We start from the raw sequence: 26,021 nt of genomic DNA, 5'->3' as shown, positions 1-26,021 counted from the left end.
TCCACCGCTCTCCCAGCGACCAACTTCCGTCACTGCGCGCTCAAACCCGGTCCCTGGTACCACCGTTCCGGGCACGCCGTTCAGAAAGCACCACAACGACCGCAGGACACGCGGACACCACGCCTCTCACCGCGTGTCACCGGCCCGCCTACCCTGTTCCCGTGTCAGCCTCCCGCCCGCGCCGCGCGGCCGTCCTGGTCCTCGAAGGCGCCAAGCCCCTCGATGTCGGCATCCCCGCCCAGGTGTTCACGACCCGGGCGAGCATGCCGTACGAGGTCCGGGTCTGCGGGGCGGCGCCGGGGCTGGTGACCGGCGGCGACGGCCTGTCGTACCACGTCGCCGACGGCCTCGACGCGCTGGCCTGGGCGGACATCGTGTTCGTGCCCGGCTACCGGCACCCGGACCGGGAGGACCCGCCGGGGGCCGTCGTCGAGGCGCTGGTCGCCGCGCACGACCGGGGCGCGCGGCTCGCCGCCATCTCGACGGGCGCCTTCGCCCTCGCCGCCACCGGCCTGCTGGACGGCCGGCGCGCCACCACCCACTGGCACTACACCCGGGCGCTGGCCGCCCGGCACCCGCGCGTACGGGTCGACGAGAACGTGCTCTTCGTCGACGAGGGCAGCGTGCTCACCTCGGCCGGCGCGGCCTCCGGCATCGACCTGTGCCTGCACATCCTCCGCGGTGACCTCGGCGTGGCCGCCGCCAACCACGCGGCCCGCCGCCTGGTCGCCGCGCCCTACCGCAGCGGCGGCCAGGCGCAGTACGTGCCGCGCAGTGTGCCCGAGCCGCTGGGCGAGCGGTTCGCCGCCACCCGGGAGTGGGCGCTGCACCGGCTCGGTGAGCCGCTCACCCTGGAGGCGCTCGCCCGGCACGCCGCGGTCTCGCCGCGCACCTTCTCCCGGCGGTTCGTCGAGGACACCGGCTACACGCCGATGCAGTGGGTGCTGCGCGCCCGGCTCGACCTCGCCCGGGAACTCCTCGAACGCTCCCAGCTCGGTGTCGAGCAGATCGCCGCCGACGTGGGCCTGGGCACCGGCACCAATCTGCGGCTGCACTTCCAGCGCGTGCTCGGCACCACCCCGAGCGAGTACCGGCGCACCTTCGCCCGGGACACCTGACCGGACCGCCGCACGGGGTGCGCCCGAGCAGCGGAAGCAGCGGGGGCGCGGGTGGCGGCGGACGCGGGAGCGCCTGGCGGGATCCTTGCGAACCATGGCACTCGCGCCGCTGTCCCGCGCGGGCCGCGCGCGCGAGCCTGGGGGCGAACGAAGGGACGCCATTCATGACTCGTATCGCCGTCAACGGATTCGGCCGCATCGGACGCAATGTGCTGCGCGCGCTGCTGGAGCGCGACAGCGACCTGGAGATCGTCGCCGTCAACGACCTGAGCGAACCGGCCGCGCTGGCCCAACTGCTGGCCTTCGACTCGACGGCCGGCCGGCTCGGCCGCCCGGTGAGCGTCGACGGGGACACCCTGGTCGTCGACGGCCGCCGGATCAAGGTGCTCGCCGAGCGGGAGCCGGCCAAGCTGCCCTGGGCCGACCTGGGCGTCGACATCGCGCTGGAGTCCACCGGCCGCTTCACCTCCGCCGGTGCGGCGCGCGCCCACCTCACGGCGGGCGCGCGCAAGGTGCTGGTGAGCGCGCCGTCGGACGGCGCCGATGTCACGCTGGCCTACGGCGTGAACACCGACGCCTACGACCCGGCCGCGCACACCGTCGTCTCCAACGCCTCCTGCACCACCAACGCGCTCGCGCCGCTGGCCGCCGTGCTGGACGACCTCGCCGGGATCGAGCACGGGTTCATGACGACGGTGCACGCGTACACCCAGGAGCAGAACCTCCAGGACGGGCCGCACCGCGACGCCCGCCGGGCCCGTGCCGCCGCCGTCAACATCGTGCCGACCACGACGGGTGCCGCCAAGGCGATCGGGCTGGTCCTGCCCGGCCTGGACGGCAAGCTGTCCGGCGACTCGATCCGGGTGCCGGTGCCGGTCGGTTCGATCGTCGAGCTGAACACCACCGTCGCCCGGGACGTGACCCGCGACGAGGTGCTGGCGGCGTACCGGGCCGCGGCCGAGGGGCCGCTGGCGGGCATCCTGGAGTACTCCGAGGACCCGCTGGTGTCCTCCGACATCACCGGCAACCCGGCCTCGTCCGTCTTCGACTCGGCCCTGACCCGGGTGGACGGGCGGCACATCAAGGTGGTCGCCTGGTACGACAACGAGTGGGGCTTCTCCCACCGGGTGATCGACACCCTGGAACTGCTCGCCCGCTGAGCGGTCCGGTGGGGCGGCGGCCGGCCGCCGCCCCGCCCGTCAGGCCGCCGACCGCCCCTTGAGCACCTTGTCGGTCACGTCGGTCACCTGACCGGCGGCCGGCGGCTCGGCCCCGACCTCGGTGCCGAAGTCGGAGAACTCGGTGACGGTGCGCACCTTCACCTGCTGCGGGGAGGCGCTGCCGCCGGACCCGGACGCCTTGACGGTCATGTCGATCTGCTGGCGCCGGATGCGGCCCTGCTCGTCCAGCCAGACGTCCATCGGCAGGGTCGGGCCGACCTGTTCGCGCAGGGTGTCGCCCTGCGGCAGGTCGGCGACGTCCACGTTCACCCGGTAGCGGGTGGTGTTGACCCCGCCGGCCTTCTCCTCGCCGGTCCTGGTGACGTCCTTCTCGCTGATGCCCTTGGCGTACGCGACGGACCGCGCCGGGTCCCCGATGCCCTGGTCGCCGGCCCCGCCGCGGGCGGCGGCCTTCTTCAGGTCGATCTTGACCCAGGGCTTGCCGCCGGTCCGCTGGCCGCCGCTGCCGCCGGGCAGCTTCTGGTAGAGCGCCTGGTCCACCACGCGCTGCTCGATCCGCTGCCCCTCGGCGCTGACCGTCATGACGCTGTCGCCCTCGGCCAGGTCGATGGCGCCCTTCCCCTGGGCGGTGACCGACCGGCCCTCGGCGGCGGTCGTCACCTTCAGCGTCATCCGCGCGGTCCCGGCCTCGGCGGTCCTGTCGTACGCCCCGCGCACCGCCGCCGCGCCCTGTGTCCGCTGCTGCCCCTGGCCCTTCCCGTCCTCGGTGCCCGCGTCGCCGCCGTCGCCGCCGCAGGCGGTCAGCACCGTGCCGGCCAGCACACCGGCCGCCGCGATCGCGGTCATCCGTGACGTCCTGCCGGTTACGCCCATGAAAGTACGCTCCCCTACCGTTTCGTTCCGTCTCCCTGTGTCCCACCCAGGTGCCCGCTGTGATCGCAACGACACCTGGGCCAGGGAGAGTTGACGCGGCATCAGGTCGGCCGCGGGAGATCGCGGTCCGACACGGCGGCCCCGGCGCGGCCGATCGGGGGCGGGCGTCGTAGCCTGTGGCCATGGACGTTGCCTCGCACACCTCCGCTCAGGAGGCTTTCGATCTGCTGATGGCCGGAAACCGGCGGTTCGTCTCCGGCGCCGTGGAACACCCTCACCAGGACGCGGCGCGGCGCGCCGAGGTGGCGCCGTCCCAGGCGCCGTTCGCGGTGGTGTTCGGCTGCTCCGACTCCCGGCTCGCGGCCGAGATCATCTTCGACCGGGGCCTCGGTGACCTGTTCGTGGTCCGCACGGCGGGCCATGTGACCGGTGCGGAGGTGCTGGGCAGCATCGAGTTCGGCGCCGGGGTGCTCCAGGCCCCCCTCGTGGTGGTGCTCGGGCACGACTCGTGCGGGGCGATCGGCGCGGCCCGCGCCGCGCTGGACGGCGGCGCCACCCCGGGCGGCTTCGTCCGGGACGTGGTCGAGCGGGTCACGCCCAGCGTGCTGGCGGCCCGCGCGGCCGGCCACGACTCGGCCGAGGCGGCGCTGGACGAGCACATCCGGCAGACCGTGGACCTGCTGCTGGACCGCTCCCGCGCGCTGGCCGACCGGGTCGCCGCGGGCCGCACCGCGGTGGTGGGGCTGGGCTACGCGCTGGCCGACGGCCGCGCCCGGCTCGTCGCCTCCCGCGGCCTGGACCTCCCGGCCGACGCCCCGGACGCCTGAGCCGCCCCGTCATGACGCCCCGGCCGCCGCGCCCCTCCCGGCGCGCGGCCGGGCGGCCGTGACCCGAGAGGACTGATGATGACCCGTCGTTTCGACTGTGCGGTGGCCTCCGGGCGCCGCGAGGGCCTGGCGGAGGCCGCCGCGGCCGTCTCGCGCGGGGAACTGGTGGTGCTGCCCACCGACACCGTGTACGGCATCGGCGCCGACGCCTTCGACCCGGCGGCGGTCGCCGGGCTGCTGCGGGCCAAGGGACGCGGCCGGCACATGCCCTCGCCCGTCCTGGTCGCCTCCGCCGACGCCCTGTCCGACCTCGTCACCGAGCTGCCGGACCGGGCGGCCGCCCTGGTCGAGGCGTTCTGGCCGGGCGCGCTGACCCTGGTCGCCGCGCACCGGCCGACGCTGGACTGGGACCTGGGCGAGACCCACGGGACGGTCGCGGTACGGATGCCCGCGCATCCCCTCGCCCTCGAACTGCTCGCGCTGACCGGGCCGATGGCGGTCTCCAGCGCCAACCTGACCGGGCACCCCTCGCCGCAGGACTGCGACGCCGCCCAGGAGATGCTCGGCGACTCCGTGGCCGTCTACCTCGACGGCGGTCCCACCCCGGCCGCCGTGCCCTCCTCCATCGTGGACCTCACCGGCGACACCCCCGTGCTGCGCCGGGCCGGCGCGATCGGCGTGGAGGAGCTGCGCCGGTACCTCCCCGACCTCACCGAGGCCGGCTGACCGGCGGCGGGCCCCGGGACGAGGAGAGGCGGGTGGCAGACATCGGCGCCGGCGAGTGGGACGCGTACTACGCCGCGGGGCGCGGCTTCCGGCCGCTCGGCGACACGGAGCGGCGCCTGCTCGCCGAGCACGCCCCGGCCCCGGAGGGCGGCGTCGCCCTCGACGTGGGCTGCGGGCTCGGGGAACTCGCCCGCCATCTGGCCGCGGCCGGGTACGAGGTCGACGCCGTGGACCACTCCCCGGTGGCCCTCGCCCAGGCGCAGGCGGCGTCCGGTGCCACGGCGGTGCGGTTCCGGCGGTTCGACATCGAGCGGGACCGGCTCGACGACCTGCCGCACCCCGCGTACGACCTGATCACCTTCCGGCTGAGCTGGGCCTTCGTCGGCGACCGCACCCGGGTGCTGAACCGGCTGCGCGAGAGGCTGCGCCCCGGCGGCACCCTCTGTGTGATCACCCCGCTGGCCGGCAACGTCCCGGCCGGCAGACGCCGCATCGCCCTCGACCGGGACGAGCTCGACCTGCTCGGCGCGGGCTGGGGGACCGTGGCCCGCCACGACGCGGACGGCCTCGCCGTCGTCCTGCTGCGCGACCCGCTGCCCGCCCGTCTGACCTGCGCCGACCGCGGCCGGCCCGCCGCGCACGCGCTGACCGGCGCCGGGGTCGTCGTCACCCGGCCGGACGGGCGGCTCCTGCTGGGCTGGTCGGTGCGCGGGGTCTGGGAACTGCCCGGCGGCAAGACCGACCCCGGGGAGGACTTCGTGGCGGCGGCTGTCCGGGAGCTGGCCGAGGAGACCGGGCTGGTCGCCGACCCCGCCGCCGCGCGCCTCACCGCCCTGCTGCTGGACACCGCCGCCGGGATGCCCCGGGTGACGGCGGCGGTGCACGTCCCCGGCTGCGCCGGTGAGCCCGTCGTCACCGAGCCCCATTTGATCCACCGCTGGGAGTGGCACGAGCCCGCCGACCTGCCCCGGCTGACCCGGCCGCTGTTCACGCCGAGCGCGCAGGTCATCGACACCGTCCGGCCCGGTCTGCTCACCGGTCTGCCGCCGGTGCACCGCTACCTCCTCGCCGCGCCGCCGCCTTCCGCGTGACACCGGGGCACCCCTGGGGCGCCCCGGACGTTCGCACAGGCAGAAGGTCGGATGCCGGTCGACGGGGACCGGCAGCGGAGAGGAAGATCCTGATGAACCACCAGAAGGTGCGCGAGCTGATGAGCGACGCCGTGGTCCGCGTCCAGCGGGGCACGCCGTTCAAGGAGATCGCCCACCTGCTGCAGGAGTACGACATCACCGCGGTGCCCGTCGTGGACGCCGACGACCGGCCGGTGGGGGTGGTGTCGGAGGCGGACCTCCTGCAGAAGATCCTCGGCGGTGCCCCGGGGGACGCCGCCGATCCGGTCCGGGCCAAGGCGTCGGCCACCGACGCGGCGGGCCTGATGACCTCCCCCGCCGTCTGCGCCCGCGAGGACTGGAGCGTGGTCGACGCGGCGCGGGTGATGGCCCGGCACGGCATCAAGCGGCTGCTGGTGACCGACGAGGCCGACCGGCTGATCGGGGTGGTCAGCCGCAGCGATCTGCTGCGGGTCTTCCTGCGCAAGGACCGCGAGATCCGCACCGAGATCATCGAGGAGATCCTGGTCCGGGCCCTCGGTCTGGCGCCCTCCACGGTGCAGGTCGACGTGGCGCACGGCCATGTGGTGCTCAGCGGACGGCTCCCGGGGCGGGTGTCGGTGTCGGCGCTGGAGGACATGTGCCGGCATGTCGACGGCGTGGTGGCGGTGGAGTTCCGGCCCATCGGCGAGGGCGGGGGCGAGACCGGGCGGGACGGCGGCGCGGCGGCGGGCGGCTGACCGTCCGGGTGCCTGTGAGATGCGGCGCGGCGGCGCAGCGGATCAGATGAAGGCGTGCGCAGACCCGTAGCCGTGGCGGACGGCCGTATCCGCATGCTCGCGACCGGCGGCGTCCTCGCCGCGCTGTCGCTCCTGACCGCCCTGGGCGCCGTGGACTCGGCGGCCGACGACGGTCCACCGTCCGGGGACCCGCCGGTGGCCGAGGAGTCCCCGGCCCGGGGCTCGGCCTACATGGGCGTGGGGGTCCTCGCCCACGAGGGCGTCCAGGGCCGGCCCACCGGCACCCGGGCCGCCCAGACCGAGGGCGTGGACGTCTCCAGCCACCAGGGCGACGTCGACTGGCCGGCCCTGTGGAAGAGCGGGGTGAAGTGGGCCTATGTGAAGGCCACCGAGGGCACCTCCTACCGCAACCCCAAGTACGGCCAGCAGTACGACGGCTCGTACGACGTCGGCATGATCCGCGGCGCCTACCACTTCGCGACGCCGGACTCCTCCAGCGGCACCGCCCAGGCCGACTACTTCGTCGACCACGGCGGCGCCTGGGCGAAGGGCGGCCGGACGCTGCCCGGGGTGCTGGACATCGAGTGGAACCCGTACGGGTCGACCTGCTACGGCAAGACCAAGGCCCAGATGGTGTCCTGGATCCGGGACTTCACCGAGCGCTACCGGGCCCGCACCGGCCGGGCCGCGGTGATCTACACCTCCACCGCCTGGTGGAAGCAGTGCACCGGCGACGACGACGGCTTCGGTGCCGTCAACCCGCTGTGGATCGCCCGGTACGCCGACTCGCCCGGGCCGCTGCCTGCCGGGTGGCAGTACCACACGATGTGGCAGTACACCTCGACCGGGCCGATCGTCGGCGACCACGACCGGTTCAACGGCACCCTGGAACAGGTCACCGCCTTCGCGGAGGGCTGACCCCGGCCGCCGGGGACGGCTCGCCCGCCGGGATGGGTGCGAGGCCCTCCCGCAGGGCGTCCCGGAGCCGGGTGAGCCGCTCGATCTCCGCGTCGAGGGCGGCGATGCGCCGCCGGACCACGGTCGTGCCGATGATGGCCGGTTCACCGGGCTCGTCGGGGCGGCAGGGCCCGGGCGGGCGCGCGGCGAGCAGCGGGAGGCGGTCGGCGAGGCCGGCCAGGTCCTCGACGGTGAGCCCGAGGCCGAGCAGGTACCGGATGCCCCGGAGCACGGCGAGGTCCTCGGCGGTGTAGTCCCGCTGCCCCGATCTGGTGCGGCGGGGCGGCGACAGCAGGCCACGCTGCTCGTAGAAGCGCAGTGCCCTGGGGGTCGCGCCGATCGCGGCCGCCGCGTCGCCGATGCGCATACGTCCCTCCCGTCTCTCCGGCACGGCCGTCGTCGCCCGTGTCAGGGCAGGTCGACGACGACCGTGCCGAAGGTCTCTCCCCTGGTCAGTTCCCACAACGCCCGCGGGGCCCGTTCGATGCCCGTGACGCGGGTCAGCGGCAGTTGGATCTCGCCGGAGCGCAGCCAGGCGCCGAACCGTCCGGTCCACTCCGCCTCCACGTCGGGGTGGTCACGGCCGGTGTACCCGAGCAGGGAGGCCCCCTGGAACAGCAGCCGGAAGCTGTCGATCCGGGCGGGCGCGGTGTTGCCGGTGCCCGCCGGGTCGAACTGCCCGGACAGGGCGCCGACCAGGGCCAGCCGGGCGCCGGGCCGGGCGGCGTCCACGGCCGCGGTGAGCTGGACGCCGCCCACGTTGTCCAGCAGCACGTCGATGCCGTCCGGGGCGGCCTCGGCGAGCCGCGCGGCGAACGCGCGGTACCCGGCGTCCGCGTCGCCGGTGCCGCGTTCGCGCCAGGAACCGGCGGTCAGCACCGTGTCGTAGCCGAGTTCCGCGGTGAGCCGGGCGGCCTTGCCGGGGGTGCCCGTGGTGCCGATGACCCGGGCGGCGCCGAGCAGCCTGGCGATCTGCCCGGCCAGCGAGCCCACCCCGCCGGCCGCGCCGGTGACCAGCACCACGTCGCCCTCGCGCACCCGGGCCAGCCGGGTCAGCGCCCCGTACGCGGCGGAGCCGGAGGTGAGGTGGGCGGCGGGGTCGGGCAGCGCGGGGTCGGCCGGGCGGCACTCGGCCACCGGCACCAGGGCGTACTCGCGCCAGCCCAGCAGGTGCGTCACCAGGTCGCCGGGGCGCAACGGGCCCGCGTCGGGGGCGGCGACGACCTCGCCGACGGCGGGCCCGTACAGCGCGTCGCCGGGGCGCAGGCCCGGTACGGGGGTGTCGTCGGCCACCCCGCCGATCAGGGTGCGCAGGCCCCCGAAGACCTGGAAGTGGCGGTTGCGGACCAGGACGTGGCCCGGCGCCGGGGCGGGGGTGGCGGTCTCGGCGACGGTGAGGTCCGCGGTCTCGGGCAGCGCGCGGGGCAGGGCGGCGAGCCGCACTTCCCGGCTGGTGCGCGGCAGGGCGGTGGTGGTCACGGGGGGGCCTCCTCGGGCGTGGCTGACCGGCCGGGCACCGCTGCTCCGGACCGGGGCCCGACGCTAATCCCTGACCCGCGGGTCAGGGGCAAGCCCGGTTCCGTGCAGCCGGTCCCCTCCGGGGGAGCCGGTTTTCGGCCAAGGAGACTCCGGGGCGGTCCCGAGCGGGCCGCACCCCCTGTTTCGTATGGCGGATGATCAATAACCTTGGGGCGTACGCCCGTTACTGACCCAGGGAGCTCCATGTCCACCGCGCAGCAGGTCCCCGACATCCTCTCGCCCGAGTTCGCAGCGGACCCCTATCCGGCCTATCGCGTGATGCGCGAGAGCGCCCCGCTCATCTGGCACGAGGCCACCCGGAGCTACATCGTCTCGCGGTACGAGGACGTCGAACGGGTCTTCAAGGACAAGGCCGGCCAGTTCACCACCGAGAACTACGACTGGCAGATCGAACCCGTGCACGGGAAAACGATCCTTCAGCTCAGTGGCCGGGAACACGCGGTCCGCCGGGCCCTGGTCGCCCCCGCCTTCCGGGGCACGGACCTCCAGGAGAAGTTCCTCCCGGTCATCGAGCGCAACTCGCGGGAACTCATCGACGCGTTCCGGCACACCGGCTCCGCCGACCTGGTCACCGACTACGCGACCCGCTTCCCGGTCAACGTGATCGCGGACATGCTCGGGCTGGACAAGGCCGATCACGCCCGGTTCCACCGCTGGTACACCGCGGTCATCGCCTTCCTCGGCAACCTCTCCGGCGACCCGGAGGTCACGGCGGCCGGCGAGCGCACCCGCGTGGAGTTCGCCGAGTACATGCTGCCGATCATCCGGGAGCGGCGCGAGAACCTCGGCGACGACCTGCTGTCCACGCTCTGCGCCGCCGAGGTCGACGGCGTCCGGATGAGCGACGAGGACATCAAGGCGTTCTGCAGCCTGCTGCTGGCGGCCGGCGGCGAGACCACCGACAAGGCGATAGCGAGCATATTCGCCAATCTGCTGCGCCACCCCGAGCAGTTGGCGGCCGTCCGCGCGGACCGCTCCCTGATCCCGCGGGCCTTCGCCGAGACCCTGCGCTACACCCCGCCGGTCCACATGATCATGCGGCAGTCGGCCACCGAGGTCACGCTCAGCGGCGGCACCATCCCCGCCGGGGCCACCGTCACCTGCCTGATCGGCGCCGCCAACCGCGACCCGGAGCGGTACCGGGGCCCCGACCGCTTCGACATCCACCGCGACGACCTGACCACCACCACCGCCTTCTCGGCCGCCGCCGACCACCTCGCCTTCGCGCTCGGCCGGCACTTCTGCGTGGGCGCGCTGCTGGCCAAGGCCGAGGTGGAGATCGGCGTCGACCAGCTCCTGGACGCCATGCCGGACCTGCGGCTCGCCGACGGCTTCGACCCGGCGGAGCAAGGGGTGTTCACCCGGGGACCGCAGGCGCTGCCGGTGCGGTTCACGCCCGTCGCGGCCTGATCCCCCGCGCGGTCGGTCCGGGCCCCGGGGCGGGGCCCGGACGCCGCTACTGCACCACCGGCGTGAACTCCGCCGGGAGCGCGGTCAGTCCGCGCATCCAGATCGACGGCCGCCAGGTCAGCTCCTCCGGCTCCACCGCGAGGACCAGGTCCGGCAGCCGCTCCAGCAGCGTCTCCACCGCGGTACGGGCCATCACGTCCGCGAGCAGCGGCGCCGGGTACGGGCAGCGGTGCTCGCCGTTGCTGAACGACAGGTGGGCGCTGTTCTCGGCGCCGACGTGCGACTCCGGCCAGATCTGCGGGTCGGTGTTGGCGGCGGCCAGCCCCAGCACCACGCAGTCGCCGGCCCGGATCCGCCGCCCGCCGAGCTGGGTGTCGCGCACCGCCCAGCGGCCGACGAAGTTCTGCGTCGGGGTGTCCAGCCACAGCACCTCGTTGAGCGCCTCGCCGACGCTGAGCCGCCCGCCGGAGACGTTCAGGGCGAACCGCTCGTCGGTCAGCAGCAGCCGCAGGGTGTTGCCGATCCAGTTGCCGGTGGGCTGCTGGGCGGCCGCGATGACCGAGATCAGGTCCTGGACGACCTCCTCGTCGGTGAGTCCGGCCGGGTGCAGCAGCATCCGCGAGGTGACGTCCGGGCCCGGCCGCTCCCGCTTCTCCTTCACCAACTGGGCGAGCCGCGCGCCCACCCGCCCGTACGCGGCGACCGGGTCGTCGCCCTCCGCCGCGTCCAGGGAGATCCGCAGGTCGTCCACGAGCTGCTGGGTGTCGGTGCCGCTGCTCGGCATCCCGCACATCTGGACCACGGCCCGCGCCGGGAGGGCGTGCGCGTAGCCGCTCATCAGCTCGGCGTGGCCGCTGCCCGCGAAGGCGGCGATCAGCGCGTCGGCGATCTCCTGGCACTCCCGGGCCAGTTCGAACTGGTCGACGCCCTCCAGCGCCTCGGTGATCACCCCGGCCCGCCGCTGGTGCTCCTCGCCCTCGGTGAACAGCACCGACGGCTGGTAGCCGACGAACGGCAGCAGCGGCCAGTCCGGCGGGATGTTCGGCCACTGGTTCCAGCGCCGGGAGTCCCGCGCGAACAGCTCGTCGTGGCTGGTGACATAGCTCAGCTCGGAGTAGCCGAGGACCAGCCAGGCGGGGATGTCCCCGTCCAGCAGCACCGGGGCCACCGGGCCGTGCTCCCGGCGCAGCGCCCGGTAGAGCTGCGAGGGCGACTGCTGGTACTCCAGACCCCCCAGGCGCACGGCGCCGGGGTGAGCGGGGCAGCCCGGTGGCGGGACCGCGTCGGTGGAGGGGTTTCCGGGGTCGGTCACGGTGTCATCTCCTGGGCCATGGCCAGTTCGTACAGGTGGTCCACGAGGGTGATCAGGACGTCCTTGCCGGACTGCCTGAGCCGCGCGTCGCAGTCGATCAGCGGCACCCGCTCGGGCAGGGCGAGCGCCTGGCGGATCTCGTCCAGGGAGTAGCCGGCGGTGTCGTCGTCGAAGCGGTTCACGGCCACCACGAACGGGGTGCGGTGGTGTTCCAGCCGGTCTATCGCGTACCAGGAGTCGTCCATACGGCGGGTGTCGACCAGGACGACCGCGCCGAGCGTGCCGGAGAACAGCCGGTCCCACAGGAACCAGAAGCGCTCCTGCCCGGGGGCGCCGAACAGGTAGAGCACCATGCGCTCGTTGAGGCTGATCCGCCCGAAGTCGAAGGCCACCGTGGTGGTGGTCTTGGCGGCGACCCCGCTGGTCTCGTCGACGCCCACGCCCGCCTGGGTCATCACCTCCTCGGTGTTCAGCGGCCGGATCTCGCTGACCGAGCGGACCAAGGTCGTCTTGCCGACCCCGAAGCCGCCCACGATCACGATCTTCAGGCCGGTCTCGGCGGCGTCGGCCAGGGGTGTGCGGCGGGACGGCAGCTCAGAGATTGCGGAGCCCATGGAGCACCTCCTTGAGGAGCGCGGAGTCGGGGAGCGAGGCGAGGGACTGCGCCGCGCGGGGGTGGCGGGCGGTGATGCGGCCCATGGCGAGGAGGTCTCCGAGCAGGATCCGCACCACCGTGATCGGCAGCTTCAGCTCCGCGGCGATCTCGACCACGGCGGTGGGGTGCCGGCACAGGTCGAGGATGCGGGCGTGCTCCGACTGCATCCCGGCCGTCGGCTCGCTCTCGCTGACCACCAGGGTGACCAGGTCGAAGTCGTCGTCGGCGCGGCTGCGTCCGCCGGTGACCGTGTAGAGCCGGTCCGGATCGCCGGTGTCCACGGGCCTGCGCATCACGAGGGGGCACCCCCGTGGACCGGGTTGCGGGGTTCGGCTCGCAGGTGCTCGCCGATCTGCTCGACCAGTTCGGTCATCTGGTGGCCGACCACACCGGGGTCGGCGTTCTCCTCGGCGACCACGGCGAGGTGCGCGCCCTCGCCGGCCTCCACGATGAACAGCAGGCCGCCGTGGAACTCGGTCATCGAGTGGCGCACGCCGCCGGTCCCGTCGCCGAACTCGACGGAGGCGCCCTGGGCGAGGGCCTGGATGCCGGAGCAGATCGCCGCGAGCTGGTCGGCCTGGTCGAGCGTCAGGTGCTCGGTCCAGCACAGCTTGAGGCCGTCCCGGGACAGGACCAGCGCGTGCCGGGTGCCGGGGGTGCGCTCCAGGAGGTTCTGCAGGAGCCAGGTGAGGCTGTTGTCGGTGGTCTGCATGGTGGTGAGGGGTCGGTGGTTGCCCAACTGAGCGGTCACCGGCCCGTTCCTCCAATCTCACGTACTCGGGCGGGGACGTGGGCGCCGGGGCCCCGCGCGCCGCAGGGGGGTGGGGGCGGTGGCCTACGGGGCGGCCGGCGGCTCGGGGGCGGTCCGGTCGTCGGGTCCGGTGGTGCCCCTGCCCGACCGGCGGCCGCGGTGGAAGGCGCCGAAGCGGGCGCCCGCGTCGCGGGTCGCGGCGGTGTCGGGCCGGGTGGTCCGCTCGGTCTCGCCCCGCGGGTCGCGGCGCTGCTCGCGCTCCCGTTCGGCCTCGGCCATGGTGCGGCCGGGGGTGCGCACGGGCAGCCCGTTGGGCGTGGCCTCGGTGGCGGCGGGGCGGGGCGGCGCCGGCTGCTCGGGCAGGGGCGCCGGGGGCGCCGGGCGGGCCTCGGGCAGTTCGGCGCGGGCGGGGGCGGGCTCGGGTGCCGGGGCGGCGTGGCGGGCCGGGCTCCGCCGGGGGGCCGGGTCCCGCTGCTGGGCGAGGAGCTGGCGGGGCAGCAGGACGACGACGCCGGTGCCGCCGCGCGAGGAGGGCCGGAAGTTGACGCTGATGCCGTACTTGACGGCGAGCCGGCCCACGACGGCGAGGCCGAGCCGGGTGCCCTGGAGGGTGGCGAGGTCGGTCATCCGCCCGGACACCGCCTCCTCGGCCCGGCGCATGGCGGCGGCGGCCATCTTCAGGCCGCTGTCCTCGATGGTGACGACGATGCCGGCGCTGCGCTCCTCGACGTAGACGTTGACCTCGTCGATGGGCGGGGAGAAGTTGGCGGCGTTGTCCATCAGCTCGGCGAGCAGGTGCATCACGCCCTCGGCGGCGAAGCCGGTGACGGCGGCGCCGGTCGAGCAGTGCAGCCGGACGCGCTGGTAGGCGGCGATGCGGCCGACCGCGCCGCGCAGGATGGACTCCATCACGATGGGCTTGTTCCAGGCGCGGCTGGAGCGGCCGCCCATCAGCAGGGCCAGCCGGTCGGTCATCAGGCCGAGCTGGGAGGTGCTGTGGTCCAGCTTGAGCAGGTCGCCGAAGACCTCCTCGCCGTGCCGTTCCTGCATCTCGCGGAGGTCGGCGAGCATGCTGACCGCCTTGGCCTGGACGCGGCTGAGTGCCTTGGCGGAGGCGGCCTGCGCGGCGGCGGCGCGGCGCTCGCTGCGGGCGAGTTCACGGACGAACGATTCGGCGGGGGCCCGCAGCAGGGGCAGCCCCGGCCAGTCGAGTTCGGCGAGGACGGTCTCGGCGGAGTGGCCCTCGCGCAGCCGTGTCACGGCGGTGGGCAGGGTCTCGTCGGTCAGCCGGCGCAGTTCGGCGGCGGCCCGGCCGGACTCCTCGCGGGCCTGGCGCAGTTCGGCGCCGGCCGTGACGGCGTGCCGTACCTGCTCCTCCATCGCGGCGGCGAAGACGTGCAGGAGCTGGCGGAGCTGGGGGTCGGAGGGCGGGGTCACGCCGGTCACCGCGTCGTTCGCGCTGGTGCCGTCGCGCAGCCGCTTGACGACGGCGGGCACCGTGACGGTGACCAGGTGGGCGGTCTCCCCCGCCGTCTGCGCCGACTGGGCCCTGGCCTGCTGGGCCTCGGCGCCGAGCCGCAGGTTCTGGCGGCGGGCCCGCCGGAGCAGCAGGGCGCTGACGACGACCGTGACGGCGACGCAGAGCCAGGCGCCCAGCACGGTGGCGAGCGCCCAGGAGCGGGCGCTCGCGGGGGCTACCGCGGCCACCGCGCCGGCCGCCGCGGCAGTCACCACCAGCACGGCCAGGGGTACGACCGGAGCGGCCCGGCCGGGCTTCGCCGACCGGTGCTGACTGGGCGGTGCAGGCACTGACATTCCGCGGTCCCTCGGTCCTTGGGTGCAGGAGAAACGGGTCGACCGACACACGACGGCCACCGGCCCGGAGAACGCACGCCAAAGGGATGGTGATCTTCCGGACCAGGTATGGGTTCATGCTAGTCACCCGGCCGCGTCCGGAGTTCCGCCTGGGGGCACAGTCTGCGAGACGGCCGATTTAGGCCCGAAGGTGCTGCCGCGCAGGTGCCCCGTGATAGAGGGCGGAATATGCCGCCAGCAGCCTCCGCGGCCCTGATCACGGGACGATCTGGAGACCTGTTCGCGCGAACGGTCGAGAATAACCGTTTCTTCGATCGAGCAAGACCACGAACGGGTGAGCGATTTTCAGCCAACCCACTGACGTTTTCCGTCAGTTGACCATCGTCTGGCGGGCCCGGTTCAGGCCGGGTGGACCAGCGGGTCGCCGCCCTCGACCTGCTGGACGGAGAGGTGGGCCCGGACCGGGTGGCCGGGCTCGCCGGTCTCGTACACCTCGTCGGCCTTCAGCCGGTGGAGGGAGTTGCGGTCCTCGTGCGGGAAGACGTGAGCCGGGCCGCTCGCGGCGGGCGGTACGGGGCGGTGTCACGCGGTCATCGGCGGCTCGGCGGGGGTGCGCGGCGCCGGGCCGAACAGCACCGCCCGGACCACCTTCGGGGCGAACACGGAGGTGAGCGGGGCGGTGAGGGTGAGCACCGAGCGGAAGGCCGGGCCGATGACCGGGTCGCCGGGGTAGCGGTCCTGGACGCGGCGCAGATACGGGCCGGCGAGGCGGTCCGCGGCCGTGACGGTGAGCGCGTTGCCGAGGACGCCCGGCATCTTCTTGTCGGCCCCGGCGGAGATGTCCCACGCCTGCCGGGACGCGGCGAGCAGGGCCCGCTGCACCCGGGCGGTGCTGGGGGTGCGGCGGGGGTCCGCCAGCGCGTCGCGCAGCGCGACGGCGTTCAGGGCGGCGACGGCCATGCCCTGGCCGTAGATCGGGTTGAACGTGCACAGGGCGTCGCCGGTCGCCAGGAACCCGGCGGGGCGGCGGCCCGGCAGGTCGTAGCGGCGCCGCACGTTCGAGGTCCGCCCGAAGCCGCGCACGGGGGTGAGGGGCTCGCTGTCGCGCAGCCACCGGTGCACCAGGGGGTGCGGCAGCTTCTTGGCGTACGCGGTGAACTCCTCCTCGTCGGTGGGGGGTTCGTCGCCGCGCAGCCCGGACATGGTGGCGATGTGGGTGCCGTCCTCCAGGGGCAGGACGACGGCGCCGTAGGGCTGGGCGGGGTTGGGCACGATGTTGATGCCGAGCGCGTGGCCGCCGAGGGTGCCGGTGGTGTCGCGGTAGACGCGGGAGGCGTAGGCGAGTCCGGTGTCGATGACCTCCTCCGGCGGGGCCTCGGCGCCCAGGTCGGCCAGCCAGCGGGGGGCCTTGGTGCCGCGGCCGGAGGCGTCCACGACGAGGTCGGCCTCGACCGGGCGCGGCCGGGCGTCGGGCGCGGCACCGCGGTCGCGCAGCAGGACGCCGCGCACCCGGGAGGCGTCGCCGAGCAGGCCGACGGCGTCCGTGCCCTCGGCGACGGTGATCGCCGGGTCGGCCAGCACCCGCCGCCGGACGAGCTGTTCGAGCTGGGCGCGCGATCCGGTGTACAGGTGGGTGGTGGCCGGCAGGCGGGTGAACCAGCGGCCGTTCTGCCACTGCACCATGTCCTCGGGCATCCCGACCCGGGGGGCGCCGGCCGCCCGCAGTTCGCCGAGGAAGCCGGGGAGCAGCTCTTCCAGGGCGAGTTGGCCGGCCTCCAGCAGGACGTGCGGGTGGCGGCTCTGCGGCACCCCGGCGCGCGGGACGGGACCCTCCGGGTAGCGGTCCCGCTCGACGACGGTGACCCGGTCCGCGTGCGCGGTCAGGACGTGCGCCGCCAGCAGCCCCGCGAGGCTCCCCCCGACCACGACCGCGTGCCGCCCGCCCGGCGTCCTTGCGCCGCTGGTCCGCGTGGACTTCACCAATGCCGCTCCCCTGACCGTGCCGTCTTCGTCCGTACGGCACCAGTATCGCGGCCGGGCGGGCGGCGGGGGCGGGTTCAGCAGTCGTAGTCGACCGTAAGGGTGCCGGAGACCGGGTAGCTCTGACAGGTCAGTACGTAGCCGGCGTCGACCTCGGCGGGTTCCAGGGCGTAGTTGCGGCGCATGTCGGCCTCGCCGTCGGTGACCTTGGCGCGGCAGGTGCCGCAGACGCCGCCCTTGCAGGCGAAGGGCAGGTCGGGGCGGACCCGGGCGGCGGAGTCGAGCAGGGTGGTGTCGCGGGGCAGCGGGGCGGTGGTGGAGCGGCCGTCGAGGACGACGGTGACCTCGCTGACCGGCCCGCCGGGGCGCGGCTCGGGGCGGCGCACGGCACCGGGGGGTTCCTCGCCGGCGAAGAACAGCTCCTGGTGGACGCGTTCGGCGGGGACGCCGAGTGCGGTCAGCACGCGCCGGGCGTCGGTGACCATGCCGTGCGGGCCGCACAGCCACCAGTGGTCGGCGCCGGCCGGCTCGACCAGCCCGTCGATCAGGGCGGCGAGCCGCTCGGCGTCGATCCGGCCGGTCAGCAGCCCGGCCTCGCGGGGTTCCCGGGAGAGCACGTGGGCGAGCTGGAACCGGGCGGGGTACAGGTCCTTGAGGTCGGCCAGCTCGTCGGCGAACATCACCGAGCCGGTGCGCCGGTTGCCGTAGAAGAGGGTGACGCGGGAGCGGTCGTCGGCGGCGAGGACGGACTCGGCGATGGACAGCATCGGGGTGATGCCCGACCCGGCGGCGACCAGGACGTGGTGGGCGGGGGTGGTCAGGTCGGGGGTGAAGGCACCGGTCGGGGCCATCACCTCGACGGTGTCGCCGGGGCGGACCTCGTGCACCAGCCAGGAGGAGAACAGCCCGCCAGGCACCGCGCGCACCCCGATCCGGGGCCGCCGGGCACCGGCCGGGGAGCAGATGGAGTACGAGCGCCGCTCGTCGCGTCCGCCGACGACGCGGCGCAGGGTGAGGGACTGCCCGGGCGCGAACGCGAACTCCCCGGCCAGGTCCGCGGGGACGTCGAAGGCGACCGCGACCGCGTCCTCGCACAGGCGCTGTACGGAGGCCACGCGCAGCGGGTGGAAGACGGGCCGGCGGCGCGGCGGCCGCACCGGGGCGGGTCCGCTCAACAGGTCGGCCATCAGATCTCCTTGACGTACTCGAACGGTTCGCGGCAGGCGCGGCAGCGCCACAGCGCCTTGCAGGAGGTGGCGCCGAACCGGGAGGTCTCCTCGGTGTCCGCCGCGCCGCAGCGCGGGCAGGGCACCGCGCGCCGGGTGGCCGTCAGGACCAGGGGCACCGGTCCGGGCGCGGGCCGGGGGGCGGGGCCGGGCGGGGCGATGCCGTGCTCGGCGAGTTTGCGGCGGCCCTCGGGGGTGATCCAGTCGGTGGTCCAGGGCGGGTCGAGGACGGTGCGCACCTTCACCCGCGGGTATCCGGCGGCCCTGAGCCGGGCGGCCGCCTGGGCGCGCATCTCGGCCATGGCCGGGCAGCCCGAGTAGGTGGGGGTGAGGCTGACGACGACCGTGCCGTCCGGGCCGACGTCGACCGCGCGCAGGACGCCGAGGTCGGCGAGGGTGAGCATGGGCAGTTCGGGGTCGGGGACCCGCCCGGCGATGTGCCGGGCGCGCCGGGCGTCGGCCGGTGCGGTCACCATGACGCCTCCGGGTGGGCGCGGGCGACGGACTGCAACTCGGCCAGCAGCGGGGCGAGGTGCTCGGTGTGGACGCCCCGCCGGCCGGCCCCGGGCCCCGGTGTCCAGGCGGGCAGCGGCACTCCGGCCGCGTCCGTCACCTGGCGCAGCACGGCGACCACCTCCTCCCGGGCGTCGTAGGCGGTGAACAGCTCGCCGAGGTGCGGGGTGACCTGCCGCAGCGCGGCGCGGGTGCGCCGGTGCGACTCCTCGGTGCCGTCGCCGAGCCGCACCACCCATTCGGCGGCGTACTGGCGGTGGTACGTCAGTTCCTTGACGCCCTTGGCGGCGACGGCGGCGAGCACCGGGTCGGGCGAGGCGGTGAGCCGCTGGAGGTGGGCCAGCCGCCAACTGGCGAACACCAGCAGCCGGACCATGCTGAACGCAAAGTCGCCGTTGGGCAGTTCGGCCAGGGTGACGTTGCGGAAGCCGGCCGGGTCGCGGAAGTAGGCGTAGGCGTCCTCGCCGCGGCCGGTGCCGTCGACCTGGCCGCAGCGGGCGTACAGCAGCCGGGCCTGGCCGAGCAGGTCCAGGCCGATGTTGGCGAGGGCGACCTCTTCTTCCAGCTCGGGGGCGCGGGTGGTCCACTCGGCCAGCCGCTGGGCCGCGACCAGGGCGTCGTCGCCGAGCGCCAGGCAGAGCCCGGCCAGCGCGGCCCGGTCGACGCCGTCGGGGACGGTGGTGTCCACGCCGTGCAGGGGGTCCTCGAAGCCGGTGCCGTAGGCCCACCGGGTGTCGTCCTCGTGCTCCTCGGCGAGGGTGAGGTAGACGTGGTCGTCGCTCATGCCCTGCTCCTAGATGTGCGGGACGTCGTCGGGGATGTCGTAGAAGGTGGGGTGGCGGTACACCTTGTCGGCGCTCGGGTCGAAGAAGGGGTCCTTCTCGTCGCGGGTGGAGGCGGCGATGTGCGCGGAGCGCACCACCCAGATGCTCACCCCCTCGTTGCGCCGGGTGTAGAGGTCCCGGGCGTGGGTGAGGGCCATCCGGTCGTCGGCGGCGTGCAGCGAGCCGACGTGGACGTGGTTGAGGCCCCGCTTGCCGCGGACGAACACCTCGTACAGGGGCCAGTCGCGCTCGGCGGTCATGCCACCGCTCCCTTCTCGCTGCGGGCGGCCCGCTTGGCGGCGTGCGCGGCGGCGGCCTCGCGCACCCAGGCGCCCTCCTCGTGGGCGGTGCGGCGCCGCCGCACGCGCTGGGCGTTGCACGGTCCGTCGCCCTGGATGACCCGGGTCAGCTCGTCCCAGTCGGGGGTGCCGAAGTCGTGGTGGCCGCGCTCCGGGTTCCAGCGCAGTTCGGGGTCGGGGAGGGTGACGCCGAGCTTCTCGGCCTGCGGGACGGTCATGTCGACGAAGCGCTGGCGCAGTTCGTCGTTGCTGTGCCGCTTGATCTTCCAGGCCATCGAGCGGGCGGAGTTGGGCGAGGCGTCGTCGGGCGGGCCGAACATCATCAGCGACGGCCACCACCAGCGGTCCACCGCGTCCTGCACCATCTCCCGCTGGGCGTCGGTGCCGCGCATCATCGTCCTCAGCAGCTCGTAGCCCTGCCGCTGGTGGAAGGACTCCTCCTTGCAGATCCGCACCATGGCGCGGGCGTAGGGGCCGTAGGAGCTGCGGCACAGGGGGACCTGGTTGCAGATCGCGGCGCCGTCCACGAACCAGCCGATCACACCGACGTCGGCGAAGGTCGGCGTCGGGTAGTTGAAGATCGACGAGTACTTCTGGTGGCCCTCGATCAGCCGCCGGGTGAGGTCCGCGCGGTCGGCGCCGAGCGTCTCGGCCGCCGCGTACAGGTACAGGCCGTGGCCGGCCTCGTCCTGGACCTTGGCGAACAGGATCGCCTTGCGGCGCAGCGAGGGGGCGCGGGTGATCCACTCGCCCTCGGGCTGCATGCCGATGATCTCGGAGTGGGCGTGCTGGGCGATCTGGCGGATCAGGGTGGAGCGGTAGCCGTCGGGCATCCAGTCGCGCGGCTCGATCCGCTGGTCACGGGCGATCGTCGCGTCGAAGTGCTGCTGGAGTTCCGGGGGCGCCTCGTGCGCCGCCGGCCCGGCCTGCCGTGCCGCCATCTCGGTCACCTCTCCCCAACCGACCATTCGTTCGGTTCATGATAGAACCAGTCCCCCGGGTCCCGGCAACCGTCGGGGCCGATGGATTTCCGCCTTCCGCACGTCCCCTTGACAGCGCCCGGCCGGCCTTGGTTTCTTGACGGTGCCGCGCGCTTACCGAATGTTCGGTCGGCACATCGGTGGAGGAGCCGCGATGAGCAGTGACCCGCACCCGAACACCCCCGCCGCCGGGCCGGTCCGCCGGGGCGAGCCGGTTCCGGCCGAGCTGCTGGACGACGCCGAGCGGCTGACCCCCGAGGAGCTCCGCGAGACGCAGGTGCGCCGGCTGCGCGCGACGCTGCGGCACGCGTACGACAACGTGGAGCTGTACCGCGAGAAGTTCGACGCGGCGGGGGTGCGGCCCGAGGACTGCCGGACCCTGGCCGATCTGGCGCGGTTCCCGTTCACCACCAAGGCGGACCTGCGGGACTCCTACCCGTTCGGGATGCTCGCCGTGCCGATGGCCGACGTGCGGCGCGTGCACGCCTCCAGCGGCACCACCGGCCGGCCGACCGTCGTCGGCTACACCGAGCGCGACCTGTCGACGTGGGCCGGGCTGGTCGCCCGCTCGCTGCGCGCCGCCGGTGCCCGGCCCGGCCACAAGGTGCACATCAGCTACGGCTACGGCCTGTTCACCGGCGGTCTCGGCGCGCACTACGGCGCGGAGCGGGCCGGGTGCACGGTGATCCCCGCCTCGGGCGGCATGACCGCGCGGCAGGTGCGGATCATCCAGGACTTCCGGCCCGAGGTCATCATGGTGACGCCGTCGTACATGCTCACCCTGCTGGACGAGTTCGAACGGCAGGGCGTCGATCCGCGCACGACCTCGCTGCGGATCGGCGTCTTCGGGGCGGAGCCGTGGACGGAGGAGATGCGCCGGGAGATCGAGGAGCGCATGGACCTGCACGCCGTCGACATATACGGGCTGTCGGAGGTGATGGGCCCCGGGGTGGCGCAGGAGTGCGTGGAGACCAAGGACGGGCTGCACGTGTGGGAGGACCACGTCTACCCGGAGATCGTCGACCCGGTGACGGACGAGGTGCTCGCCGAGGGCGAGGGCGGTGAGCTGGTCCTCACCACGCTGACCCGGGAGGCCCAGCCGGTGATCCGGTACCGCACCCGGGACCTGACCCGGCTGCTGCCGGGCACCGCCCGGCCCGCCTTCCGGCGCATCGAGAAGATCACCGGCCGCTGCGACGACATGATCATCCTGCGCGGGGTGAACGTCTTCCCCGGCCAGATCGAGGAGATCGTGCTGCGCACCCCCGGTGTCGCCCCGCACTTCCAGCTCCGGCTCGACAGGCGGGGCCGGATGGACCATATGACCGTCCGCGTCGAGGCCCGTCCGGACGCCGTGCCCGGCGACCGGGAGACGGCGGCCGGGGCCGTCGCCCGGAGCGTGAAGGAGGGCGTCGGCGTCACGGTCGACGTGGAGATCGTCGACCCCGGGACCCTGGAACGCTCGGTGGGCAAGATCCGCCGGGTACAGGATCTGCGGGGGGCCTGAGACGCCGGGGGGTGTGAGGGGGGCCTGAGACGCCGGGGTGTGAGGCGGGGGGCCTGAGACGCGGGGCCGGGGTGGCCGGCGTGCGGGTCAGGCGCGGCGGCCCGCGCCCTCCGCTCGCGCCGCCTCCGGGTCGGCCGCCCCGTCCGTCCCGTCCGTACCGGCCGTCCCGTCCGCCTCCCAGCGCAGCAGGTCGCCCGGCTGGCAGTCGAGGACCTCGCACAACGCGGCGAGGGTGGTGAAGCGGACCGCCTTGGCGCGGCCGTTCTTGAGCACCGCCAGGTTGGCGGGCGTGATCCCCACGCGTTCCGCCAGCTCGCCCACGGACATCTTGCGCCGCGCCAGCATCACGTCGATGTCGACGACGATCGGCATCAGATCACCTCGGCCAGCTCGGCCCGCATCCGCGCCGCCTCGACGTCCCGCGCCACGGCCTGGGCGAGCAGCATCCGCAGGACCAGCACGATCAGCGCGACGCCCAGGGCGGCGACCACGGCCCCGCAGATCAGCAGGACCACACCGGGGGCGACCGCCTCGCCCGGCGCCAGCACCACCGCCAGCGCGAACAGCAGGAGCGCGGCGGCCACGACCGCGCCCAGCACGGTGTGCACGTACCGGAAGGCGGCGTGCGAGAAGACCGTGCCGCGCCGCACCATCGTCACCAGCTTCCACACGCAGACCAGCACGACCTGGGCCGTCACGATCCCCAGCACGAGGATCACCAGGAACGGGGTCCGGGGGAAGGCCGGTTCCGGGTCGGCCTCCCGCACGTCGGCGGCGACCAGGGGCACCATCACCGCCTGCACGAACACCGAGCCGGTGAGCAGTACCCCGAGCACGGCGCGCAACGCCAGCACCGTCACCTTTCCCATCGCAGCTCCTTCCATCGAGTAACAATGGAAATCTATCGAGTTTCGATAGGTTGGGCAAGACAGGACGGAACCTCGTCCGTTCGTCGGGAAAGAGGGTGGGGCGGGCAACCCGGCGGCCACAGCCTGTTGGCACAACAGACCGATCCTGCGCGTTTCCTGACGTAATTTCACCTGATCGAGCGGTGATACGATCACCGCGTTTGCGGAGCGGGCCGATGGGTGGCACGGGGGTACTGGCCGCCCGCACATGACGGGACATCAGCACGTTGGCCGTCAGTCGCCTGAAGAGAGTCTTATGACGGAATACATAGAGAACCCCCTGTTCTGGGCTCTCCTCGTCGCATTCGTCGCCACCAGCACCATGGCCGTCCGCCAGCGCAGGACGGTCCGGTTGCTGCGACAGGAGATCCAGGGCCTGGGGGAACGGTACACAGAGCTGGAGACCGGCTACGAGCAGTCGGTCCGGGCGGCTCAGGAGCAAGCCGAGGAGGAGACCAAGACCGTCCTGAAGTCCGCCATGCGGACCCTCCAGGGCCTGGCCGCCGAGCAGCAGTTGGTGCTGTCCCGCCTGCAGAGCAAGTACGGCGACTCGGCCATGCTCCAGGACCTGCTGGAGATCGACCACACCAACTCGCAGTTCGGCCGCCGCGCCCAGTCCATCGCGGTGCTCTGCGACGGCTGGCTGGGCGGCCGGCGGGACACCGCCTCGGTGTACGACGTGGTGCGCAGCGCGCAGGGCCGCATCCGGCACTTCCGGCGGGTGGAGATCCTCTCCCAGGTCGACTTCGGCATCACCAGCCGGGCCGTCGAGCCCGTGGCCCTCGCCCTGGCCGAACTGCTCGACAACGCCACCAGCTACTCCAGCCCGGACACCGTCGTCGAGATCAACATCCGTACCGTGCCCAAGGGCATCTGCGTGGTCGTCGACGACGCCGGTGTCGGCATGAGCGACGAGGAGCGGACCCGCGCCGAGAAGCTGCTCTCCAGCGAGCGCGCCTCCGGGGTGGCCGGGCTCGGCAACCCGCCGCAGTTCGGCTTCGCCGTGATCGGCCTGCTCTGCGAGCGCTTCGGCTTCGAGGTGTCGGTGGACACCTCCTCCCCCTACGGAGGTGTCCGCGCGGTCGTGCTGCTGCCGCACGAGCTGCTGACCGCCATGCCGGAGCGCAAGGCGCCCGCCCCCGCCACCGTACGCACCGCCGTCGACGCCGGGGACGGGCCCGAGCCGGCGCTGTCCGCCGCCGCCACCGCCGACGGGCTGCCCCGGCGGCGCCGCAAGCGGCCGATGGCCATCGTGCCCGGCAGCGCCCCCGCGGCGCGGCCCGCGGTCCGTTCCGGCTCCGAGCAGGCGCAGATCATGGGCGCCTTCCAGCGGGGCACGCGGACCGGCCGGGCCACCGGACCGGAGGGCGCGGACCGCACGAGCAGCACACGTGGTGCAAGCAGCGAAGGACATGAGGACTCGTGAACGACGATCTGTCTTGGATGCTCGACAGCGCCCTGGAGATTCCCGGGGCCCTGCACGCCGTCCTGATCTCCGCGGACGGCCTGCTGATGGCCCGGACCCAGGACTTCGACCGGGACGACGCCGACCGGGTCGCGGCGGCGATGAGCGGGGTGCAGTCGCTCAGCCGCACGCTGGGCTTCTTCTGCGAGGACCCGAAGGCCGCCTGGCGGCAGACGCTGGTCGAGTTCGACGGCGGCTGGGTCTTCCTTATCTCCGCCGGTGAGGGCGCCTACCTGGGCGTCTCCGCCTCGCCGGACGTGGACATGGCAGACATCACGTTCCGGATGCAGCAGCTCGTCGCGCAGCTCGGCAAGCGGCTGACGGCGCCACCGCGCGAGAACATCGGCGGCACCTCATGACCGACCGGGACGCCTGGGAGCCGGAGGCGGCCCCGTTAGTACGGCCGTACGTCATCACCAAGGGGCGGGAGCTGCCCGACGAGGAGCAGCTCTCCCTGATCACCCTGGTCACGGCGGCGCCCGCGGACCCGCGGCGGCCGGCCCGGCTCTCCCCCGAGGAGCAGACGCTGCTCGACCTGTGCTCCGCCGGTTACCTGTCGGTCGCCGAGGTCGCCGGGCACACCCAACTGCCGCTGGGCGTGGTGCGGATCCTGCTGTCCTCCCTGGCGGAGGGCGGCCACCTCGTCACCCGTCCGCCGGTGGCCCCGGCGGCGCTCGCCGACCGGGAGATCCTTCAGGAGGTGCTCAATGGTCTCCGCGCCAAGTTTGGGTGAGCAGGCGTACGTCCGCGGCGGGGCGACCCAGACCGCGGTGAAGATCCTCGTGGTGGGGCACTTCGCGGTGGGCAAGACCACCTTCATCGGGTCGATCTCCGAGATCGAGCCGCTGTCCACCGAGGAGACGATGACCCGGGCCGCCGAGGCGGTCGACGACCTCAAGGGCGTCCAGGGCAAGACGACCACCACCGTCGCCATGGACTTCGGCCGGCTCACCATCAGCGACCGGGTGGTCCTCTACCTGTTCGGGACACCGGGACAGCAGCGGTTCGTGCAGATGTGGGAGGACATGGCCCGCGGCGCGCTCGGCGCCCTGATCCTGGTCGACCCCGAGCGGCTGGCGGACTCCTTCCCGGTGATCGACCTCATCGAGCAGTACGGACTGGACTACGCCATCGCCGTCAACCACTTCACCGGCGCGCCGCCGCGTGACGAGGCGGCCCTGCGCGAGGCGCTGGACCTGCTCGCCGACACCCCCGTCGTCACCTGCGACGCCCGCGACGAGAAGTCCTCCGCCGCCGCCCTGACCACGCTCGTCCGCTATTTGCTGGACCGCGCCCACTAGAAGCC

The 26,021-nt window shown here is 74.0% G+C and carries 29 protein-coding genes; 13 read left to right on the top strand and 16 right to left on the bottom strand.

The window, feature by feature from the left end:
* The first annotated feature begins 161 nt into the window (after window positions 1–161).
* Window positions 162–1,118, top strand: coding sequence for a GlxA family transcriptional regulator (locus IE316_RS13670; protein ID WP_190204540.1), 957 nt, complete (start codon window positions 162–164; stop codon window positions 1,116–1,118).
* 164 nt (window positions 1,119–1,282) lie between these two features.
* Complete coding sequence (gene gap, locus IE316_RS13665) at window positions 1,283–2,278, top strand: type I glyceraldehyde-3-phosphate dehydrogenase (RefSeq protein WP_190204539.1); 996 nt, start codon at window positions 1,283–1,285, stop codon at window positions 2,276–2,278.
* Between the two features lie 39 nt (window positions 2,279–2,317).
* Here the strand turns inward: gap and IE316_RS13660 are convergent, their stop codons facing one another.
* Complete coding sequence (locus tag IE316_RS13660; RefSeq protein ID WP_229910379.1) at window positions 2,318–3,145, bottom strand: SCO4651 family lipoprotein; 828 nt, start codon at window positions 3,143–3,145, stop codon at window positions 2,318–2,320.
* A 209-nt stretch (window positions 3,146–3,354) separates the two neighbouring features.
* Between IE316_RS13660 and IE316_RS13655 the strand changes: the two genes are divergently transcribed.
* From IE316_RS13655 to IE316_RS13635, 5 genes are all read left to right on the top strand, one after another.
* Window positions 3,355–3,999 carry a carbonic anhydrase gene (locus IE316_RS13655; protein ID WP_190204537.1) on the top strand — a complete coding sequence of 215 codons (645 nt, stop codon included), beginning with the start codon at window positions 3,355–3,357 and terminating at the stop codon, window positions 3,997–3,999.
* Window positions 4,000–4,077: 78 nt separating this feature from the next.
* Window positions 4,078–4,725 carry an L-threonylcarbamoyladenylate synthase gene (locus IE316_RS13650; RefSeq protein WP_190204652.1) on the top strand — a complete coding sequence of 216 codons (648 nt, stop codon included), beginning with the start codon at window positions 4,078–4,080 and terminating at the stop codon, window positions 4,723–4,725.
* Window positions 4,726–4,757: 32 nt separating this feature from the next.
* On the top strand, window positions 4,758–5,816 hold the full coding sequence (locus IE316_RS13645; RefSeq protein ID WP_190204536.1) for a bifunctional class I SAM-dependent methyltransferase/NUDIX hydrolase: 1,059 nt from the start codon (window positions 4,758–4,760) through the stop codon (window positions 5,814–5,816).
* 92 nt (window positions 5,817–5,908) lie between these two features.
* Complete coding sequence (locus IE316_RS13640) at window positions 5,909–6,574, top strand: CBS domain-containing protein (RefSeq protein ID WP_190204535.1); 666 nt, start codon at window positions 5,909–5,911, stop codon at window positions 6,572–6,574.
* Between the two features lie 54 nt (window positions 6,575–6,628).
* Complete coding sequence (locus tag IE316_RS13635; protein ID WP_229910378.1) at window positions 6,629–7,492, top strand: lysozyme; 864 nt, start codon at window positions 6,629–6,631, stop codon at window positions 7,490–7,492.
* Here IE316_RS13635 and IE316_RS13630 read toward each other — a convergent pair.
* Both IE316_RS13630 and IE316_RS13625 read right to left on the bottom strand, forming a co-directional pair.
* Window positions 7,470–7,898, bottom strand: coding sequence for a helix-turn-helix domain-containing protein (locus IE316_RS13630; RefSeq protein WP_190204534.1), 429 nt, complete (start codon window positions 7,896–7,898; stop codon window positions 7,470–7,472). The two genes, IE316_RS13635 and IE316_RS13630, sit on opposite strands and share 23 nt — an antisense overlap.
* A gap of 41 nt (window positions 7,899–7,939) precedes the next feature.
* Window positions 7,940–9,010 carry an MDR family NADP-dependent oxidoreductase gene (locus tag IE316_RS13625; protein WP_229910377.1) on the bottom strand — a complete coding sequence of 357 codons (1,071 nt, stop codon included), beginning with the start codon at window positions 9,008–9,010 and terminating at the stop codon, window positions 7,940–7,942.
* Between the two features lie 243 nt (window positions 9,011–9,253).
* On the opposite strand from IE316_RS13625, the gene IE316_RS13620 reads away from it, so the two are divergent.
* A complete protein-coding gene (locus IE316_RS13620) occupies window positions 9,254–10,480 on the top strand; it encodes a cytochrome P450 (RefSeq protein ID WP_190204533.1) in 1,227 nt (408 codons plus the stop codon).
* Window positions 10,481–10,526: 46 nt separating this feature from the next.
* Here the strand turns inward: IE316_RS13620 and IE316_RS13615 are convergent, their stop codons facing one another.
* The 11 genes from IE316_RS13615 to paaA form a co-directional block, all read right to left on the bottom strand.
* Window positions 10,527–11,792, bottom strand: coding sequence for a cytochrome P450 (locus tag IE316_RS13615; RefSeq protein ID WP_190204532.1), 1,266 nt, complete (start codon window positions 11,790–11,792; stop codon window positions 10,527–10,529).
* Window positions 11,789–12,406 (bottom strand): GTP-binding protein, encoded by a 618-nt coding sequence (locus IE316_RS13610; RefSeq protein WP_190204531.1) that lies wholly within the window; start codon window positions 12,404–12,406, stop codon window positions 11,789–11,791. The genes IE316_RS13615 and IE316_RS13610 overlap by 4 nt, the downstream gene beginning before the upstream one ends.
* The gene (locus IE316_RS13605) at window positions 12,387–12,743 is read right to left on the bottom strand and encodes a DUF742 domain-containing protein (protein WP_190204530.1); all 357 of its coding nucleotides are present in this window, start codon (window positions 12,741–12,743) and stop codon (window positions 12,387–12,389) included. Before IE316_RS13605 ends, IE316_RS13610 begins: the two co-directional genes overlap by 20 nt.
* Window positions 12,740–13,159 (bottom strand): roadblock/LC7 domain-containing protein, encoded by a 420-nt coding sequence (locus IE316_RS13600; RefSeq protein ID WP_190204649.1) that lies wholly within the window; start codon window positions 13,157–13,159, stop codon window positions 12,740–12,742. Before IE316_RS13600 ends, IE316_RS13605 begins: the two co-directional genes overlap by 4 nt.
* A 123-nt stretch (window positions 13,160–13,282) precedes the next feature.
* Window positions 13,283–15,013, bottom strand: a complete 1,731-nt coding sequence (locus IE316_RS13595) for an ATP-binding protein (RefSeq protein ID WP_190204529.1) — start codon at window positions 15,011–15,013, stop codon at window positions 13,283–13,285.
* 582 nt (window positions 15,014–15,595) lie between these two features.
* Complete coding sequence (locus tag IE316_RS13590) at window positions 15,596–16,996, bottom strand: FAD-dependent oxidoreductase (protein ID WP_373311174.1); 1,401 nt, start codon at window positions 16,994–16,996, stop codon at window positions 15,596–15,598.
* Window positions 16,997–17,070: 74 nt separating this feature from the next.
* Window positions 17,071–18,180, bottom strand: a complete 1,110-nt coding sequence (gene paaE / locus IE316_RS13585) for a 1,2-phenylacetyl-CoA epoxidase subunit PaaE (RefSeq protein WP_190204527.1) — start codon at window positions 18,178–18,180, stop codon at window positions 17,071–17,073.
* Window positions 18,180–18,695, bottom strand: a complete 516-nt coding sequence (gene paaD, locus IE316_RS13580; protein ID WP_190204526.1) for a 1,2-phenylacetyl-CoA epoxidase subunit PaaD — start codon at window positions 18,693–18,695, stop codon at window positions 18,180–18,182. Before paaD ends, paaE begins: the two co-directional genes overlap by 1 nt.
* Entirely contained in the window at window positions 18,689–19,516 is an 828-nt protein-coding gene (gene paaC / locus IE316_RS13575) for a 1,2-phenylacetyl-CoA epoxidase subunit PaaC (protein WP_190204525.1), read from the bottom strand. The genes paaD and paaC overlap by 7 nt, the downstream gene beginning before the upstream one ends.
* A gap of 9 nt (window positions 19,517–19,525) precedes the next feature.
* Complete coding sequence (gene paaB / locus IE316_RS13570) at window positions 19,526–19,816, bottom strand: 1,2-phenylacetyl-CoA epoxidase subunit PaaB (protein ID WP_190204524.1); 291 nt, start codon at window positions 19,814–19,816, stop codon at window positions 19,526–19,528.
* Window positions 19,813–20,796: a 1,2-phenylacetyl-CoA epoxidase subunit PaaA gene (paaA, locus tag IE316_RS13565; protein ID WP_190204523.1), complete on the bottom strand. Its 984-nt coding sequence runs from the start codon at window positions 20,794–20,796 to the stop codon at window positions 19,813–19,815. The genes paaB and paaA overlap by 4 nt, the downstream gene beginning before the upstream one ends.
* A gap of 193 nt (window positions 20,797–20,989) precedes the next feature.
* Between paaA and paaK the strand changes: the two genes are divergently transcribed.
* Window positions 20,990–22,342 (top strand): phenylacetate--CoA ligase PaaK, encoded by a 1,353-nt coding sequence (gene paaK, locus IE316_RS13560; RefSeq protein WP_190204522.1) that lies wholly within the window; start codon window positions 20,990–20,992, stop codon window positions 22,340–22,342.
* Between the two features lie 87 nt (window positions 22,343–22,429).
* Here paaK and IE316_RS13555 read toward each other — a convergent pair whose 3' ends face one another.
* Together IE316_RS13555 and IE316_RS13550 are read right to left on the bottom strand one after the other, a co-directional pair.
* A complete protein-coding gene (locus IE316_RS13555; RefSeq protein WP_229910376.1) occupies window positions 22,430–22,714 on the bottom strand; it encodes a helix-turn-helix domain-containing protein in 285 nt (94 codons plus the stop codon).
* A complete protein-coding gene (locus IE316_RS13550; RefSeq protein WP_190204521.1) occupies window positions 22,714–23,211 on the bottom strand; it encodes a DUF2975 domain-containing protein in 498 nt (165 codons plus the stop codon). The genes IE316_RS13555 and IE316_RS13550 overlap by 1 nt, the downstream gene beginning before the upstream one ends.
* Before the next feature lie 295 nt (window positions 23,212–23,506).
* On the opposite strand from IE316_RS13550, the gene IE316_RS13545 reads away from it, so the two are divergent.
* The 4 genes from IE316_RS13545 to IE316_RS13530 are packed head-to-tail and all read left to right on the top strand — an operon-like array spanning window position 23,507 to window position 26,016.
* Window positions 23,507–24,676 (top strand): ATP-binding protein, encoded by a 1,170-nt coding sequence (locus IE316_RS13545; RefSeq protein ID WP_190204520.1) that lies wholly within the window; start codon window positions 23,507–23,509, stop codon window positions 24,674–24,676.
* On the top strand, window positions 24,673–25,074 hold the full coding sequence (locus IE316_RS13540) for a roadblock/LC7 domain-containing protein (protein ID WP_190204519.1): 402 nt from the start codon (window positions 24,673–24,675) through the stop codon (window positions 25,072–25,074). Before IE316_RS13545 ends, IE316_RS13540 begins: the two co-directional genes overlap by 4 nt.
* On the top strand, window positions 25,071–25,448 hold the full coding sequence (locus tag IE316_RS13535) for a DUF742 domain-containing protein (RefSeq protein WP_190204518.1): 378 nt from the start codon (window positions 25,071–25,073) through the stop codon (window positions 25,446–25,448). Before IE316_RS13540 ends, IE316_RS13535 begins: the two co-directional genes overlap by 4 nt.
* Window positions 25,423–26,016: a GTP-binding protein gene (locus IE316_RS13530; protein ID WP_190204517.1), complete on the top strand. Its 594-nt coding sequence runs from the start codon at window positions 25,423–25,425 to the stop codon at window positions 26,014–26,016. The genes IE316_RS13535 and IE316_RS13530 overlap by 26 nt, the downstream gene beginning before the upstream one ends.
* The last annotated feature ends 5 nt before the right edge of the window (window positions 26,017–26,021 follow it).

This window comes from Streptomyces fumanus (genome assembly GCF_014655295.1).
In the GTDB taxonomy this organism is placed as follows: domain Bacteria; phylum Actinomycetota; class Actinomycetes; order Streptomycetales; family Streptomycetaceae; genus Streptomyces; species Streptomyces fumanus.
Note: the sequence above shows the minus strand (reverse complement) of the source record. Positions and strands in the feature narration are given on the sequence as shown.

What these genes read in the sequence shown, in the direction of transcription:
- gap (WP_190204539.1), top strand. Translation starts at nt 1,283, where the DNA reads ATGACTCGTATCGCCGTCAACGGATTCGGCCGCATCGGACGCAATGTG.
- IE316_RS13660 (WP_229910379.1), bottom strand. Translation starts at nt 3,145, where the DNA reads ATGACCGCGATCGCGGCGGCCGGTGTGCTGGCCGGCACGGTGCTGACC.
- IE316_RS13655 (WP_190204537.1), top strand. Translation starts at nt 3,355, where the DNA reads ATGGACGTTGCCTCGCACACCTCCGCTCAGGAGGCTTTCGATCTGCTG.
- IE316_RS13650 (WP_190204652.1), top strand. Translation starts at nt 4,078, where the DNA reads ATGACCCGTCGTTTCGACTGTGCGGTGGCCTCCGGGCGCCGCGAGGGC.
- IE316_RS13640 (WP_190204535.1), top strand. Translation starts at nt 5,909, where the DNA reads ATGAACCACCAGAAGGTGCGCGAGCTGATGAGCGACGCCGTGGTCCGC.
- IE316_RS13630 (WP_190204534.1), bottom strand. Translation starts at nt 7,898, where the DNA reads ATGCGCATCGGCGACGCGGCGGCCGCGATCGGCGCGACCCCCAGGGCA.
- IE316_RS13620 (WP_190204533.1), top strand. Translation starts at nt 9,254, where the DNA reads ATGTCCACCGCGCAGCAGGTCCCCGACATCCTCTCGCCCGAGTTCGCA.
- IE316_RS13610 (WP_190204531.1), bottom strand. Translation starts at nt 12,406, where the DNA reads ATGGGCTCCGCAATCTCTGAGCTGCCGTCCCGCCGCACACCCCTGGCC.
- IE316_RS13600 (WP_190204649.1), bottom strand. Translation starts at nt 13,159, where the DNA reads ATGCAGACCACCGACAACAGCCTCACCTGGCTCCTGCAGAACCTCCTG.
- IE316_RS13595 (WP_190204529.1), bottom strand. Translation starts at nt 15,013, where the DNA reads ATGTCAGTGCCTGCACCGCCCAGTCAGCACCGGTCGGCGAAGCCCGGC.
- paaE (WP_190204527.1), bottom strand. Translation starts at nt 18,180, where the DNA reads ATGGCCGACCTGTTGAGCGGACCCGCCCCGGTGCGGCCGCCGCGCCGC.
- paaD (WP_190204526.1), bottom strand. Translation starts at nt 18,695, where the DNA reads ATGGTGACCGCACCGGCCGACGCCCGGCGCGCCCGGCACATCGCCGGG.
- paaC (WP_190204525.1), bottom strand. Translation starts at nt 19,516, where the DNA reads ATGAGCGACGACCACGTCTACCTCACCCTCGCCGAGGAGCACGAGGAC.
- paaB (WP_190204524.1), bottom strand. Translation starts at nt 19,816, where the DNA reads ATGACCGCCGAGCGCGACTGGCCCCTGTACGAGGTGTTCGTCCGCGGC.
- paaA (WP_190204523.1), bottom strand. Translation starts at nt 20,796, where the DNA reads ATGGCGGCACGGCAGGCCGGGCCGGCGGCGCACGAGGCGCCCCCGGAA.
- paaK (WP_190204522.1), top strand. Translation starts at nt 20,990, where the DNA reads ATGAGCAGTGACCCGCACCCGAACACCCCCGCCGCCGGGCCGGTCCGC.
- IE316_RS13555 (WP_229910376.1), bottom strand. Translation starts at nt 22,714, where the DNA reads ATGCCGATCGTCGTCGACATCGACGTGATGCTGGCGCGGCGCAAGATG.
- IE316_RS13550 (WP_190204521.1), bottom strand. Translation starts at nt 23,211, where the DNA reads ATGGGAAAGGTGACGGTGCTGGCGTTGCGCGCCGTGCTCGGGGTACTG.
- IE316_RS13545 (WP_190204520.1), top strand. Translation starts at nt 23,507, where the DNA reads ATGACGGAATACATAGAGAACCCCCTGTTCTGGGCTCTCCTCGTCGCA.
- IE316_RS13535 (WP_190204518.1), top strand. Translation starts at nt 25,071, where the DNA reads ATGACCGACCGGGACGCCTGGGAGCCGGAGGCGGCCCCGTTAGTACGG.
- IE316_RS13530 (WP_190204517.1), top strand. Translation starts at nt 25,423, where the DNA reads ATGGTCTCCGCGCCAAGTTTGGGTGAGCAGGCGTACGTCCGCGGCGGG.